The sequence below is a fragment of the Paenibacillus sp. sgz302148 genome (assembly GCF_056120465.1).
Genome location: NZ_JBVYOJ010000012.1, coordinates 25,261 through 40,640 on the forward strand (window position 1 = coordinate 25,261; position 15,380 = coordinate 40,640).

A 15,380-nucleotide genomic window follows, 5' to 3' on the forward strand; every position below is an offset into this window, starting at 1 on the left:
TTCATTCACACGCGGCCGCCAGCATGGTAAAATATAATGGACAGGCTGGAAAATTAACCAATATCTACGTTTATAGCGTTTGGACCCTAACATAAGAGGTGATCGGAATGAAATCAGTTGGGTTTATTGGACTTGGCACGATGGGAGAGCCGATGGCGGCGAATTTGCTGAAGCATGGATATGCCGTCACGGTTTATAACCGAACGATCGAAAAGACGGAGCAGCTTGTCCGGCGAGGGGCCGAAACGGCGCCGACTCCGGCGGAAACCGCCCGGTCCGTCGACGTATTGATTACGATGGTCAGCAACGACGCCGCGCTGCAAGAGGTGTATTACGGTACGAACGGCATTTTTGCAGGCATTCAACCCGGACTGACGGTGATCGATTGCAGCACGGTATCGCCCGACCTGAGCCGCAAGCTTGCCCGTGATCTCGGCGATCACTTCGTCGCTTTCCTCGACGCCCCGGTAACGGGCAGCAAACCGGCGGCGATCGACGGTACGCTGGTGTTCATGGTCGGCGGCTCCGAGGAAATCCTGCAGGAGCATACGGAATTGCTGCTTGCCATGGGCCGAAAAATTATCCACCTCGGGCCTAACGGATCCGGTTCGATTGCGAAGCTCGCGCATAACACGATCGTCGGCATCAACAACGCCGCGCTCGCGGAGGGCTTTGCCATCGCCGCCAAAGCCGGCATCGATCCCGAGCCGTTCCTGGAGCTCGTATTGTCCGGCGGAGCCCAGAGCAAAGCCGCCGAGCTGAAAGGACGCAAAATCATAGAGCACGATTTCAGCAACCAATTTTCGCTGGCGCTGATGCTGAAGGATCTGAAGCTTTCTTCCACGCTTGCGGGCGATCTGCAGGTATCGACCCCGATGCTGGAAGCGGCCAAAAGCGTGTTCCAGACCGGCATCGGCAAAGGTTATGGCGATCTCGACATGTCCGCCGTCGTGCAGTGCTACGAAGATTGGATGAACGCCAAGGTGGAGCGGAAAGCGAAGAACGAGCAGGCGGCTGGCGCCGAAGCCGTCAGCCAGGATCGCCGCCGCAGCGCAAGGCTGCATATGGGCATCGAGCTTCAGCTGTCCGTTTACCAGTGGGAGCAGGAAGGCGCGTTCTCCGGACAAGTGATCAACGGCACGCTGTACGATTTGTCCGATACCGGCCTGCTCATCGAATCGTCTTACCCGCTTGCCCGGGACATGTTCATCGTCATTCATTTCCCGCAGGATTCCGGTCTGCCGCCGATGACGGGCAAGATCATCCGGATCGAGCCGCGCGGCGAGCTGTTCCGTTATGGCTGCACGTTGTCCGGCCTTCCGCCGTATCAGCGCATTCAGCTTGAGCAGTATATCGCTAGGCGGATTGAGATGGAGAATCGTGGGTAAGCAATATAAGAATAAGGGGCTGCTTCGAATTTTTCGAGGCAGCCCGGTCTTTTTACATGATGATCATCTTCAAGTTATATTTCCCCAGAGCGTCTCCTGCTTTGGAAGGACGTTAAATTTTTGGTGCTGATACAACGGCAGCCGGTCGAATAAAGCACGCCACCATTCGTAGCTCAGGCTTCCCGATGCGGCTAGCACATTCGAATAGATGCGATTCTCCTGCTGCGGAGAAAGTCTGACGCAGCTTGCCCATTGATCCAGCAATTCATCCAGCTGTCGGTCTGCTTCGGCGGACATCAACGGCGCCGGCCCATGATTGTTCATACCTTCTCCTTCCTTTCCTGCTTCTCATTATGCAGCAACCCGAGCTTGTCGGCAAGCTGGCGGCGCGCCAGCGAAATCCGGTATCTTACCGTTCCGGCAGGAATGCCAAGCGCCGCTCCGATGTCGCCGCTCTTCATCCCTCCGACGGTTTTCATGAGCAATACGGAACGAAGCTCCTCCGGCAAATCGCGAATATGCGATTCGAGTTCCCGAAGCTGCTCTTTGCCCGCTACGACTCGCGACAAATCGCCCGATACGCCTTCGCTCGCATACGACTGCAGTTTCGTTACGGCATGCTTGTGGTTTTGCGTTTTGCGATAATAATCCTTGACCCGATTGGAGGCGATCGAGAACATCCAGTACAGCCGTTCATCCGGCAAAATGCGCTCAGCCGCATCGATGCGGTTCCATATTTTCATATAAACATCTTGCAGCAAGTCCGCCGACGTTTCCGGATTTCCCGTTCGGCCCAGCAAGTAGGAATACAATGGCCTGGAATGCTCCTGGTATAAGCGCTGGAACAGGATCTCCGGCTTCTCCTTAGGTTGTCTTTCGTCAGTCATTTTCTCGTGGAGATATTTCTCCCAGTTTGGTCGTTGTCAGATATTGCAGCAGCGGAACTAGCGCTTTGGGTGCGCTAATATCTCCAATAAGCACGATTTCGGACACTTTGCTTTTCACCGCATCAATCGTCACATCGTCTTCAAATGTGATATCTCCGATGAACACCATGCTCAATTTGTCTTCGATGAATTCAAAAAATTCGCTCGAAAACGTATCTTCGCCGATAAAATACCGCACGTTGTCTGTGTTCTTGTAATAGAGGACCTGACCGATCATACGCGATAGAGCACTTCCGAGCGCGGCCTCGCTTCCTTTTGGCACAATAAGCTGACCGGCTATCATCACTTCGTTAAAACCGCATTTCGTAATCATCGAGGTACTGACAACCTGCCCTACAATAACGAGAATATCCTCCGGCTTGCCGGCACTGTTCTCAAACAACTCGCTGCCCACAATGAGTTGTCCGGACATGATCTTCACCTTGCCGGCGGTTGCCGGCACCATAATGGTTGCACCGACATTCACTTGGCGAATATTAATCAGTACTTTGTTCAGTGATTCCGGAGCAATCACGACCCCGATGTTGCAGATGGCGGTAACGTTATCCAAATCCTCGGGCTTCACCCCCGTCAAATCGAGGACCCCCATATTTTCCAACACTTTCTCCTGATTCGCAGTTTGCTGCGCGTTTTCCATCTCATTCACGCTCCCATCATATTGTTGATTTCACTTTACAAAACGCTTCTCCTGCCGAAGTGTTGGAATTTTATCGTCAAAAAATTTTAAAGTTGCTGTAAAACGGAGGATCTGCTCGGGTTGAAGCAAATGTTAAGCAATTGCTTGAGAATAAAGGCGGGGACGTGAGCCGTACGATCTGTGGAACGGTGAGCGGGATTCAACATTTGGAGAATGGAAAAGAGGGAACGATCTTGCCGTTCCCCCTTAACCAACTCCGACATTTCAAGTCGGTCCCATATGGCGGTTCAACTACTTCACGGCAGCTTCAACCGCGTTATATATTCGGTAAATAAACGTTGCCGTTTCCGCCCGGGTGGCGTTCGCAAGCGGATGAATGCGGCCCCCGTCGCCTTGGATGAATCCTTTCGAAATTAGTCCCGCGACGCTTGCTGCCGCATACTCCGATATTTCGCCCGCATCCTTATACCGGACCAGATCGTCCGGCGAGCCGCTTGCATCCGGCATTCCGGCGGCTTGCAGCGCTCTTGCGGCCATCACCATCATGTCTTGTCTGGTAATTTCCGCTTTCGGATGAAACTTGCCGCCGCTCACCCCTTTGACGATGCCGAGCTGCTCGGCGATCCCTACCGCTTCGTAATAATAATCCGCCTCGCTCACATCCGCGAATGGTTCCTTGACTTGCGCTTTGAATTGCAAAGCCCGAACGAGCATCAGGATAAAATCCGCCCTCGTTACCTTGTTTGCCGGACTAAACGTTGTGGCGGAGGTGCCTTGGATGATCCCTTTTGTAGCCAACGTTTCAATCGCCTTTTGCGCCCAAGGGTATTTGCCGATATCTTCGAACGTTTTCTTCGCGAAAGCAACGGCGTATCGGCCCATGCGATCCGTCTTGAATTGCGCCGTTCCTTCGGATTTGTCGTACGTTGTTTGCGGCAGCATGCTCGCTTCGCCTTGCTCGTTCAAAGCCAAAATTTTGATCGCTTCGGCAAATTCCCCGGAGGACAGCGCATACGGAAGCTTCACGAGAATCGTAGTTAACGCAAGCTCCGGCGCCATTCTCTTTCCGTCCTTCTCCAGGTACAGCTCCACGACCGACCTGACGCCGATGTTGTTTTTCGCTTCGCTCTTTGCAGGGTCCAGCGATGCGTCTCCGATGACGAAGCGAATTTGTCCTTTCCCGGCATCTTCCGGTTTCAGCATGTTGCCTGGCAAAACTACCGTACCTTTCGCCGTTCTGATTTCAACGACGATATGGGCGTCGCCCGACACGATCGAGGCAGGTAGCCCCAGCGCATATTTGCGGGCGCTTGGAAGTTTCGGGATTTCGATAACGATTCGCTTGATTCCCTCTTTGTTCGCAACCGCTTTGGACAATGCGTTTTTGGCATCTGCATCGGTAACCGCGGCCGCCGCGGTTGAACCGTCCTTTTCGAGCTCCGCCGCAATGACCGCTTTGACGGTGCCGTCTGTCTGGAGCTGGAATACGATCGTGCTGGCCGGGGTGGTATTGGTCGGATTGCCGCCGGACCACGCACCGCCTCCACCGCCGTTTCCTTGACCGGGATTTTCGGGTTCACCGGTGTTGTCATCCTTATAATCAAATTTCGCCGTTTGCGGTTCAACGACGTCTTCCGCGCCGAAGTACGCCGTGTAGGTTCCTTTGGCCGAGCCGGCTAGCGTAAACGAAAAGCTGAATTTTCCGTCGCCCGCGCTTGTCGTCTGATCGACGTAGTCGATGTCGCCTTTCGGGTCCACCACTTTGATCGTAATATATTTGCCGGCGCCGCTTTGGACCGTTCCTTCGATCACAACCTTTTTCGTCGTTTGGTCCAGCGCCGTTTTTGAAATGCCGATACGGCCTTCGGCATGCGCCATGCCCATGCCCGCAGGCATGAGCATGACGGCCGCAGTCAAGCCCGCGATCCATCGTATCCTTTTTTTCATCTCATCATCTCACTTTAACCAAAAGTTTCGTGCTATTGCAGTACAAGCTCGTTGGATAAAAGCTTCATCGGCGTCGTCCGAAGGCTGTCGCCGCTCCAGACGAATACTTTCACATGATAGCCCTGAATCGAATCGGGAAGCTTGAAGCCCGACGTGAACACGGCGGTTTGGCCTTGCCCGATTTTCTTCGGAAGACTCGATATATTCACGATTTCATCGTTCTGGTTGTACAGCGCCGTTACGATCAATACGGAATCGGAATAAACGCTGTTGTTTTTGACAGTTACGTCCGCATTGAGCATTTTGCCCGCTTCCAGCTTGTTCAAGTTGAAGGCGGCCGCCACGATAAACTGATTTTTCGCATCCCCGACAGTGACATGGGCGATCGCTTTCAGGTCCGTTCCCGGCACCGTTCCTTCAACCGTGAACATGCCCGGTTTTTCGTAGGAAGAAGGATCAACCGGACTCCAGGTTACCTCAAGCTCCGCCGTGCTGCCGTCTCGATACACGACAGCCGTATGTTCGGGCAGCTGCGGAGCGGCGCCCGTTATCGTAATGACGTCCACCGGCGGAATCGATTGAACGACAAGCGGGTAATCGACGAAACGGAACCAATTCAAGTTATATCCTGCCGTAAATACGAGGTAGATGTCATGCACGCCCGAAGCGCCGGCAAGATTCGTGCGTACGGTTTCCCAGTTTCTCCATCCTCCCGTCGAAGGGACATCCAATGTTCCGGCAAGCGGTCCGTCGGGGCGATCCAATCGGACTTCGATTTTGCCGCCCCGGTTCTTGGCCGCGATTCTGGCTTCGAATTTCGTTGCGCCGCCTTTCAGGTCAACGTTTTTGTAGACGGCATAATCGCCGTTGGAAATGGCGGTCAGATTGAAGCCGCCTTCGGAGCAAACCTCTTTGGACAACGATCCTTTTTTGTCGGCATAGTTTTCCGCTTCCACATGAGCGATGGTCTGGTAAACATCGACGTAAGCAGTCACTTTCAAGTCGATGCCCTCCACCGTTCCTTCCACGGTAAAGCTGCCGACTTGGCTGAATTTCTCTTTATCCACGGATGCCCACCTTACGTTGAGCGCTTGCTGCAAGCCGTTGTCATATACGGCCGTGACCATCGGAGGCAATACCGGCGGAACGCCGATTTTGGTCGTCGCATATACCGGCAAATAGCGAACGACCCCGCTGTTGTCCGACTTTCCTGCCAGCTCGATCTTCGTTTCCTTCCCGGTGTCCGGAAGCTTGACGTACGTAATCAACGACTGGCTGTCGGCAAACCAGCCGGACGCCGCCTGTTCCAGATCAGCCAGCGATTCATATTTTCGAAGCTCCGCGCCATCGAGGCGCACGGCCGAATCCTGCATCGCCGTACCGCGGAATTGCAGCATGTAGCTTCTCGCGTCAGGCGTAAATCCTGCCGCTCCCTGCTGTCTTGCGTGAATGGTGAATGTGTGTTTCGCGCCTTCCGCAGCCGGCTCGACCTGGTTCTCGAACTTGGTCGTGCTGTATTGTCCGTTCTCGAAGCCGAAGCTCTCGCCGTCGTCTTCGTATAATACAAACGACGAAACCCCGTTATTTCGCTGCGGATAGATGTCCAGCGTCATCACGTCAACCGGCTTCTCCCCGACATATTGCATCGGCGGGGTCATCGGAATAATCGCGCCCGCTTTGACGAACACAGGCAGTTTATCTACCGGCGCGTCGTACGTAATGTACTGGCCGCCTTGGTATAAGGTTTTCCCGTCGGAATAGTCATACCAGTCTCCTTCGGGGAAATATACTTTTTTCCTCGTGCCGCTATCGGTCACCGGAGCGACCAGGAAGCTTTGCCCGCTCATAAATTGAGTATCCATGTTATACGTGTTGCTGTCGCCCGGGTACTCCAGCATCATCGCCCGCATGAGCGGAATGCCCGAACCGCCGCCGCCCGGCGCCGCTTCCATTCCCGTCCCGATCACGCTGTCCGCCGTATACGAGTAGAAGTACGGAATTAACCGCTGCCGCTGCGAAATATACGTTTTGGCCACTTCTTCGGCACCGTTTTCCCACGCTTCCTGGAGGTTGCCCCATTTCGCGTAATGGAATCGATGCGTCGGCGTAAAGGCGGCCAGCTCGATCCAGCGCTTGAATTGCTCCGAAGTCGGATTACCCGCGAATCCGCCGATGTCGAAGCCCCACATGTTGAAGCCGGACAACGAAAGCCCGGTGCCGAGCCGGATCTGCTGGCTCATGCTCTCCCAATCGGAGTTGATGTCGCCCGACCAAGGAGATGCATAACGCTGCGATCCCGTAAAGAACGACCGGGTTAAAATAAACGGCCTCTTGTTTGTATATTCCTTGTACCAATCGAACATCGTCTTATTGTGCATGAGCGCATACGCGTTATGCAGCTCGTCGATATCGCCCTGCTCCTTGCCGTTATCGTTCCAGAAACGCCAATCCGTGTTGTATCTAGCCGGTTCGTTCATATCGGTCCAAAAAGCCTGCACGCCAAGATCGGCCAAATGGTCGTGCTGTTGCCCCCACCACGCGCGAGCCTCCGGATTGAAGAAATCGATCACGCCGGATTCGTCGCCCCAAGGCCAAGAAACGGTTTTCGTTTTGCCCGCCGATTCCTTGATAAAATATCCTGCGCCGTCGGCAGTCGCATACGTGCCGGCCGAAGTCGTGATGTTCGGATCGTCGATCACCGCCAGTCTGACGCCTTGCGCTTTGAGCTTGTTCATCATCCCTTGGCGGTCCGGGAAGTTCGTATCGTTCCATTTGTCCGGCGAAGAGTATTTGTCATACCATTCGATATCCGAAAACATGACGTCAAGCGGGATTTGCTTTTGCCTATATGTTACGGCCACTCTTTCGATATCCGCTTGGGTGTAGCCCCAATGGCTCTGCATGTTGCCGAACGCCCACATCGGCGGCATAAACGATTTGCCCGCGATATCCGTAAAGTTCTTGACCATCTCTTTGGGCGTAGGGCCGTAAATGAAGTAGTATAGCAGCTCTCCTCCCGCAGCCGGGTTCAGCGAACTGAAAGAATACGTTCCCGGGTCGCTTTTCCCAAGGTCAAAGCACGTTCTGCTCGTGTTGTCGAAATAAATGGAGTACCCTTTTGAGCTCATGAAATGAGGGTTCGCGCCATACCATCTGCCTTCTCCGACAGCCGGGGCCAAAGGATCCGCGTTCACTCCTCCCAAGTCGACTCCCCATTGGTAAATTTTGTTGCCCTTTCGGTCGAAGGACTCGGTTTTTTCGCCCAATCCCCAAAAATGCTCGCCTTCCTGCAGCTCGTTCCATACGCCGACTTCCTTGCCCGCATTCCAGCCCATGCTTTTCCCTTCTATGCCTTTCATGAGAAGGTTGCCTTGAAGGTCGTAATATTCCAGACGGAACGAAGCTTTGAAAATTTTGATGAGCAATTTGCCCGTGCCTAGTTCGTAATAATCGCCTTTGTCATCCAAAGTTAAGCTGCCTTGGCCGAGATCGTCCTTCACGATGGCCGCGGATTCATATTTCCGATCGAACGTGCCGGCCGGTTCGGCCCACACTTTGACGATTTCCGGCGATACCGCCTTGATCAAAACTTTGGCAGGGTCCGCGTTAAAAATAATCGTATTGTCGCCTTGCTTCTCGTAACCGGTCACTTTGCCGATGTAGGCAAAACGCGTCGTTTGCACGGATACGGACGGCCCCGTCACGCTTCGGCCGCCCAGTTCGTTTTCGGCTTCCACCTTAAAGGCGTATGTTTTTCCGGGTTCGAGCCCGGACACTTCATACGAGTTCACGCCGCTGTCCACCGTGGCAACTTCTATGTTGTCCTTATAAAGGACGTAGTTTTTGACGCCATCGGAGGCCGGGGTCCATGACAATACGGCGCTGCTGCCCGTAACGTCTGCTGCCGTCAGCGTGCTTCCGGCAGGCCACTTCGGCGCGTTTTGGCCGGCTTGAGCCGATAAAGTCGCCGCCGCTATGGCAATGTTGCCCCAATCATGGTGCTTCCCGGTTTGCGTCCCTTTGACGATCAGCGACCGGCCAGCACCGTCTCCTTTGAATGTAATCGTGTATACCTTCGATTTGTGCCGTTCGCCTTCCGTATCGTATTCGTCCACGGCTACGGGCACGCTATTGTCGCTGAAATAAGCTTCGATCTTGCCTTTGGAAGACCAACCGACCGCGTACACCTTCAACGTCATTTCACGGGAACCAGCCGGGACGGTCAACTGCCATCCTCCGTTCATTTCCTTGAAAAAAGATCCTGTATGATCGTCGGTACCAGCGCCGACCGGTTTGCCGTCATTCCAATTGAATCCGGCGATATAATCGCCGAAATTGTAAGCATTTTCGCCAGGAATCACTTTGCTGAAGCCGATCATCGGCACGCCGATGTTTTTTCTGGTCCTGATTCCGATGTCGCCGCTGCCGCCGAAGCTGACCCAGTCGATGCTTCCCTCCTGCGTAAGATCAACCGAAACGGAGCTGCTTAAATCCTGTGCCTGCAATTGAAGCTCCGGCCCGCTTGCGTTATCCGTCACCGTGTTTCCGGGCACCGGCTGATTGACGCTATCCGGCGCCGCCGGCGTCTGGCCGCCCTCTTGTACCGGTATTTCGCCGCCTTCCTGTATCGGAGTCCCCGGCGCATCGTCCGGTGCCGGCTGCCCGGCGTCCGGCTGGCCCGCAGCAGGCTGGCCAGCCGAAACGTCCGCTTGCTCGGCATATCCCGTTGGCTGAAGACTGCCCAAGAGCGTGTAAGCGAGCAGCACGATCATCAAGACCCGCGAGATGACGCCAACCCTGTTCAAACGCATCATACGTTTCCTCCCGATTCTCATTATGGTTTTATGGTTGCATCCGCCAATGGCTGCATCATCGTCGCATTCAAGTTTTTGCCGTCCCACACCATGACCTTCACCTTGTAGTTATGGACCTGCTGCGGCAGCTTGAAGCCCGGCGTCAGCGTATCCGTTTCCCTGCCGGCGATGCTTCTCGACGCATACGATACGGATACCATTTTGCCGCTTCCGTCATATAACGCCGCTATTGCAAGCACCTGCTGGGGATGCGGCAGCTCGTTCGTAATTTTCACTTCCGCCGCAAGCAGCTTGCCGCCTTCCAGAGCATCCATGTTAAAGGAGGTACGGATCGTGAGCGCTCCGTTCAGCTCTTCATCCGTTACGGTAACGCGGACTTGCGCGCTGAAGCCTCCGTCCTTCGTCGTGGCTGTTACGATTGCCGTTCCCGGCGATTTCCCTTCCAGCACGCCATTGGCTACGGCGACGACCTGCGGGCGATCCGATTGCCACGTCACTTCTTTATTCGTGGCGTCCGCCGGTTGAACGTAGGCCTTCACGCGGTACGTTTCGCCTTTCTTGAGCGTTACCGCTTGGTCGGACAAACGAATTCCCGTCGCTTTCACTTCGTGATCGGAAGCGTTGGACAAGGCAGCGGCAATCAGGCTGACGTTGCCGTAATCGTAGTATTTTTCCGTGATGACGTTGCGGATCGTCGCTTTGTGTCCCGCTTTGACGAAAAATTTGTAAACACGGAAGCCGGAACCCGGCATGCTCCGGTTGCCAAGCGCACCCTCGGAAGGCTCACTGTTCGATCCATCGGACAACAGAGATACAGGCGTCACCTTGATTACTCTGGAGGCATGTGAAGCGATATCGGCCGAAAATCCGCCGTCCAATGTGCCGAGGTCGTCATGCGTCCATAAATCCCTGACTTTGGCGCCTCCTTCGAAACCGAGCTCCGACCACGAAACGCCCACTTTCGCGCCCGAAGATCCTGTCGCGAACAAAGCGACGTTATACGTGCCGTCAGGCAGCTTCTGATAAAATACTTGAGAGTCCGGCGTCATGGTCAGCCGCTTGCCGGTCACGCCGCTCTGATTCACGGCGATGATTTCCGGGTTGGTCAGCAATTTGACGCCGTCTTCGTCCAGCTTCGTCAGGTCGTTGCCGATATAGAAATGGGACGCCGCGATAGCCCAAAGGCTCACGTGCGTTTGTTTTTCATCCGCGGTCAATCCGTCTGCCGCCCCGTTCGCGACATTGATCGAATCGAAATCGTTCCAGCCGCGCGGACCGGCGTATTCGGACCACGTATGCGCCGTGACGAACCTCTCGCTGACTTTGCCCCAATCGGTAATCGTGGAGCAGTAGCATTCCACGTCGCCTTGCGTTCTCCAGCCTTTGGCGAGCTGCTGCCAGGTGGATGCGTAATTGACGTTCAAGCTGTTCGACAAGCCCAGATGAATCATGCGGTCGGTTTTTTTCAGCGCCTTCGACCATGCTTCGATATCCGGAATATCCCACTCGCCGACGCCGTCGATTTTCAGGAAGTCCACGCCGTACGAAGCGAATAATTTGGCCCACGAGTCGATATACTCCTGCGCGCCCGGTTTCGAATAATCGATGTAATACATATTTCCGAAATTATAGCTGATTTCCTTGCGCGTCGTATCGGCGATATCCGCGGCATGATACGGCGTTCCCTCGATCGGCGTATTGCGGTCCACGGCTGCTTTCGGAATGCCGGGAGTGACGTACAGGCCGAATTTTAACCCTTTGCCGTGAATATAATCGCCAAGCGCCTTCATGCCGTTCGGGAATTTGACGGGGTCTACCGCCCATCTGCCGTAGGCGTCGACATGGGTCGACCAGTCCAGCTGGTAGAAGTCGTCAAGATTGACGTACTCGTAACCGTAAGGTTTGAATTGTTCCGCGATGACGTCCGCCGCCGCTTTGATCTTCTGCTCCGTCGGCTCCCGCCGGATCGAGCTCCAGCTGCTCCAGCCCATGATCGGCAAAGCGTCCCGATTGTCGATGTTCTCGGAATAGGCCGGAGTTCCGTCAAGCTCGAGTTCCAGCTTCGACTTCGCGCTCCATGCCCCGGTATAAACGGTTAACGTTCTGTCCGTTTCCGCCGCCGGAATGTCCAGCTGCCATCCGCCGCCTACGCCGTTGAATACGGCACCCTGCCGCGTTCCGGATGCGCTTGCCGCAGGTCTCCCGTCCGACCAGGACATGCTCGCCGAACTGTTCGGCAGCAGGCCGTTTTTCGCGTCGCCGATTTTGCGGTAAGCAATTTGCTCTTCAGAGATATCCTTGCGGTTCATTTCAACCTGGTCCACGGTGCCGCTTGCGCGTTTCGTCCCTCCCAGGTGAATCCAGTCGACGGTCCCTTCCTTCGTAAGATCAACCGAGTCGGCCGGATCCGACCAAGTCACCGAAGCATTGCCGTCCGCTACCGTATCCATGACGCTGACCTTGCTTGTTGCCGTATGTCCTTGAATCGTGGCCACGATGTTCGCCGTTCCCGGGCCCGTTGCGCGAACGATGCCGTTATTCACGGTCGCTACGGCTTCGTTATCCGATTGCCAGCGGACGGTTTTGACCGGCGCCGTTTCGGGATGCACGGTCGCCACCAGCTCCGCCGTCTCTCCAACGTTCATCGTCAATTGCTCTTTATCCAGCGTAACGCCCGTAACGCCGGAATTTTGTCCGTCCGCCGCAAGGGTTGCGGCAATAAACGTCACGTTGCCGCTTGCGCTTTGCGCTATATTTTTGACGGTTAACGTTTGTCCTTCCGAGCCGGCTTTGAACTTGATCGTATATACTTTGTAAGAGGAATTGCCTACGCCTTCGTTGTCATTGGTATATAGGGCCGCGCTGTTGTCGCTAAGGTAGGCTTCCAGCTTCGCTTTAGAATTCCATACGCTCGTATAAATTTTTAACGTCTGTTCCGTTGTCCCCGCTGGAGCAACCAGCTGCCAGCCGCTGCCGATTCCGGAGTAGAACAGTCCCGTCGTGTTGTTAACCGCCGTTTCTCCGGGAGCCCCGTCGACCCACGAGGTGACCACCCGGCTGTCGCCGAAGGCGCTGGCGGAAGACGCCCCTTTGACGTTAAACTCGAGCTGGCCGTTTCCGCTCGATTTGCGGTTGAACCGAACTTCGTTATTGACCCCGATGCCCCCGGCCTGAATCCAGTCTGTCGTTCCTTCCGCCGTTAGATTGACCGATAGCTGGCTGTCCAGCTGCTGGGCACCGGCCTCCAGCTTGCCGCCCTCTACCGGCGCGGGCAGATCCGTTCGAATCCCGAGAAAATTCGAATATTCGCTTTCTTTCCCGCCTTTCCTGGCCGTTACGACAAAATAATAGTCCTGCAACGGCTCCAAACCGTCGACCGTAAAAGCTGTTGCCGTTTTGGCATCTTTTTCGTTCGGGTATTCGCCCGGTTTCATGCCGTATTTCACCGTGTATCCTTCCGCTTGGTCGACGGGCGTCCATTCCAGGTTGGCCTTGTTCCCCTGCGCCTCCGCTTTCGTTAATTTCGGAGTCTGGACGGACTGCGCCGCAGTTTTCAGTTGAACCGTCACGCTTGTCGTTCCCGCCGGGAGAATGACCATGCCTTCGTTATTGTCTACTTTGCCGACAGTTGCCGACTGAATATTGTTCTTGAAAAACGGCAGGTTGAACCCTACGTCGCCGGACGGCTTATCGCCCGTCAACGTCAAGGTGACGACTTTTCCCGTTTGATCCATCTTCATCTCATAGCCCATTCTCCGGTTGTTGCTGATCGGATAATTGCCGATTTCGATCGGCTTAGCCGATGGGACGAGCCATTCATCGGGCACGCCGCGTCCGATGATGACGCTGCCGTCGATTTTCTCCGCGATCAGCGAGTCGAACAATACTTTCGTCGCGGTCGACTGCCCCCACATGTGCGGACCCGAGCCGCCTCCGCCCGGCGTGTGCGGAATGTTCCAAATACTGCTCGGATCCGGGTAATAAATGCCCTCCCACCAGGAAAACGGCGCGCTCATCGTTTGATCGATCATGAACTGATATGCTTTGATCCCTTCGGAACGGTATTTTTCACCCCGCAATCCGGCGCTGCCGTAACCTGCGTTGTAAGAGGAGCTGAAAATGCCATGCGGGTAACCGCCAAAGTTATGCGGAGGCAGCAGCCCTTTCAGCCTGTCGAATCCGTAATCGTACGTTTTATCGATCCAGTCCAGCATAATGCCTTCTTGCTTGCCGCCGAACAAATAACCGTCCCACGCCCAACGGCCGAACAGGAACATCGATGCCCAGTTGCCGTCCCGCGGTTCGCTGGTTCGGTTCGCGTCGTTTGGTTCCACCATCGAAACCGGAATGTAGTCGAGGTCGTATTTGACGATCGTTTCCGTCAGTTTTTTGTTCACCGTGCCGAGAAACTCGTCGTATAAATCGGCTGCCCATTTTTCTTCGTTCGTCTCCCCCAGCTGTTTGCAAAGGTATTTATACGAGAGCAGTCCCATCAGTCCCGCCCAGTTATCGATCGTCCAATAACCGAGACTGTCGATTGCCATCGTTTTTTTCATAATGCCGTCCGGGCCGGTTCGGTCGCTTTCGATGTAGTGCGTATTTTTTTTGATCTCGGCAAAATTTTGCTTCACGAAATCAATATCGCCGGTGCGAATGAGGTACAGCGCCCAAGGCCAGCTATACTTCCACTTGGCGTCGTCGTATTGCAGTTGGGCAGGCAAGGTAGACAAAAACGCTTTGGCGTCTTTAAAATCGCCGATCGTCAGCAATGTGGACACAATTCCGATCGTATCGTGGTCCCACATTTCGTCATACCCGTTTTCGCCGACATGGAGCCCGTAACCGTCTTTGATAATATGCGTATAAATAAAACCGGTTTTGTAGGCGTCAATCAGCCTAGGATCGGGCAGCGATTGAATTTGGGCGATATCGGATACTCGATCTTCCCAATACGCTTTCATGCGAGCGTAGTGATCGTCCCAACTGCCGGCAATTTTAATATCCTCAATAGAAGGCCAATCGTAATTGTTTCCGAATCGGTCTACGGCTATTGCGTAATCGTAATGAACCGTCTCTCCCGGTTGTATCTGTTTGTTCGCTGTGTGTAACGGTATCAATTGAGGTGAGGGATTTGGGGAAAGTTCTTTGATGTCCGAGGCGTTGTTCGTGATGGACACTCTGGAATAAGCAACGACATAATCTTTGCCGTTCAGCGTAACTTTGTCGGCAAAATTCATGATCTTAACGAGCAGGCCGTTTTTGTCGAATTCGCTGACCAAGTTGGGAAGGTAACCCGAGTCGTTGTACCACTTCACGGGCTCCCCATCATGAATGCCGAACGAAACGGTGATGTTTTTGCCGTCCCGGATTTTGAAGCTTCCGTCGACGTAAGCGATCGGCGCGTCCTTGTCGCCGTCCCAGCCGAACACGCCGTTCATATCGGGGTATTGCAGGTACCCCGGTGCGGCTTGAACTTCACGCGGAACGCCGATCGGCGTCAGGAAGCCGACCAGCAGCAGAAGCACAAGCATTGCGCTAACTTTCGATTTGACTGCATGAACCACTTTTCATTGCCTCCTTCTCATAAGGGTTGAAGCGCTTTCATCAAAACAAACGAGAGCCGCCCTTTCCGTTAGCTCCATGGGAG

Annotated in this window: 6 protein-coding genes and 2 pseudogenes; 2 read left to right on the forward strand and 6 right to left on the reverse strand. The window is 54.5% G+C overall.

What is annotated here, in order from left to right; translation table 11 throughout:
* Positions 1-107 precede the first annotated feature (107 nt).
* A pseudogene (locus tag AC0LWM_RS18560) lies at positions 108-986 on the forward strand (NAD(P)-dependent oxidoreductase); the annotation flags it as partial.
* 63 nt (positions 987-1,049) lie between these two features.
* Positions 1,050-1,388 (forward strand): annotated as a pseudogene (locus AC0LWM_RS18565) (PilZ domain-containing protein); the annotation flags it as partial.
* Positions 1,389-1,457: 69 nt separating this feature from the next.
* Here the strand turns inward: AC0LWM_RS18565 and AC0LWM_RS18570 are convergent.
* The 6 genes from AC0LWM_RS18570 to AC0LWM_RS18595 all read right to left on the reverse strand — a co-directional run bounded on the left by AC0LWM_RS18570 (position 1,458) and on the right by AC0LWM_RS18595 (position 15,297).
* A complete protein-coding gene (locus tag AC0LWM_RS18570; protein WP_474676477.1) occupies positions 1,458-1,712 on the reverse strand; it encodes a hypothetical protein in 255 nt (84 codons plus the stop codon).
* Positions 1,709-2,275, reverse strand: a complete 567-nt coding sequence (locus tag AC0LWM_RS18575; protein ID WP_474676478.1) for an RNA polymerase sigma factor — start codon at positions 2,273-2,275, stop codon at positions 1,709-1,711. The genes AC0LWM_RS18570 and AC0LWM_RS18575 overlap by 4 nt, the downstream gene beginning before the upstream one ends.
* On the reverse strand, positions 2,268-2,972 hold the full coding sequence (locus AC0LWM_RS18580) for a hypothetical protein (RefSeq protein WP_474676479.1): 705 nt from the start codon (positions 2,970-2,972) through the stop codon (positions 2,268-2,270). Before AC0LWM_RS18580 ends, AC0LWM_RS18575 begins: the two co-directional genes overlap by 8 nt.
* Before the next feature lie 291 nt (positions 2,973-3,263).
* Positions 3,264-4,919 (reverse strand): S-layer homology domain-containing protein, encoded by a 1,656-nt coding sequence (locus tag AC0LWM_RS18585; protein WP_474676480.1) that lies wholly within the window; start codon positions 4,917-4,919, stop codon positions 3,264-3,266.
* A 32-nt stretch (positions 4,920-4,951) separates the two neighbouring features.
* The gene (locus tag AC0LWM_RS18590; protein ID WP_474676481.1) at positions 4,952-9,733 is read right to left on the reverse strand and encodes a TIM-barrel domain-containing protein; all 4,782 of its coding nucleotides are present in this window, start codon (positions 9,731-9,733) and stop codon (positions 4,952-4,954) included.
* Positions 9,734-9,753: 20 nt separating this feature from the next.
* On the reverse strand, positions 9,754-15,297 hold the full coding sequence (locus AC0LWM_RS18595) for an Ig-like domain-containing protein (RefSeq protein ID WP_474676482.1): 5,544 nt from the start codon (positions 15,295-15,297) through the stop codon (positions 9,754-9,756).
* Positions 15,298-15,380: the final 83 nt, after the last annotated feature.